Source organism: Stenotrophomonas panacihumi (genome assembly GCF_001431645.1).
Classification (GTDB): Bacteria; Pseudomonadota; Gammaproteobacteria; order Xanthomonadales; family Xanthomonadaceae; genus Stenotrophomonas_A; species Stenotrophomonas_A panacihumi.
In genome coordinates, this window is the sequence record NZ_LLXU01000030.1 from 1 (window position 1) to 793 (window position 793).

A 793-nucleotide genomic window follows, 5' to 3' on the forward strand; every position below is an offset into this window, starting at 1 on the left:
GGCTTCGCCCGGGGCGGGGGTCTCGTCGGTCTCCGGGCGCGCGGTTTCGAACGGCAGGCCCAGGCGGGTCAGCAGTTCGCGCCGGTAGGGGGAGGTCGAGGCGAGGATCAGCCGGGGCATGGGCGGCACCGTTCAGGTCGGGCGGCGAGTCTGCCGGGCGTGCGGGGCAGGCCACAAGCCGGTCCGGGCGATTTGACAGGGGGGCTTGCCGTCCTTAACATTCTGCGGCTTATGTCCCCCAACGTGCCCGAACAGCTGGATGCTTGGCGGATGGTCGCAGCGCGCAGGCGCTTCGATGGCAGTCTGCCGCTGTCGGCGATGCGCCGGCTGGAAGGCAGCCTGGTCGATACCGAGGGCGAGGTGAATTACTCGCTGGAGTTCGGCCGGGACGAAGTGCTGCAGGTGTCCTACGTCGAATTGCATGTCGAAACGGCGCTGCCGCTGGAATGCCAGCGCAGCCTGGCGCGTTTCCTGCTACCGGTGAAGATCACCCAGCGCTTGGGGTTGGTGCGCAGCGAGGACGAAGAGGCCGCGCTGCCGCAGGATTACGAGGCCCTGCTGGTTCCGGAGGACGGCATGCTCAAGCCCGCCGACCTCATCGAGGACGAGCTGGTGCTGGCGGTTCCCGTGGTGCCGATGGCGCCGGGCACCGAGGCGGTCGAGTCCGAATGGACCGCGACCACCGAAGAATTTCTGTCTCTTTTACACATATCCGGGCCCACCAGACCGGACTTGATCTCCTATGCCGTCTTCTGCTTTAAAAAAAAAAAAACAAAAATGTATGCCTTCTCAT

Annotated in this window: 1 protein-coding gene and 1 pseudogene; one reads left to right on the forward strand and one right to left on the reverse strand. The window is 64.8% G+C overall.

Annotated elements, in window-relative coordinates; all coding sequences use genetic code 11:
* The coding region (locus tag ARC20_RS01445) for a Maf family protein (RefSeq protein WP_202595419.1) at positions 1 to 120 on the reverse strand (120 nt) is incomplete at its 3' end.
* Positions 121 to 231: 111 nt separating this feature from the next.
* Between ARC20_RS01445 and ARC20_RS01450 the strand changes: the two are divergent.
* Positions 232 to 690: pseudogene (locus tag ARC20_RS01450) on the forward strand (YceD family protein); the annotation flags it as partial.
* Positions 691 to 793: the final 103 nt, after the last annotated feature.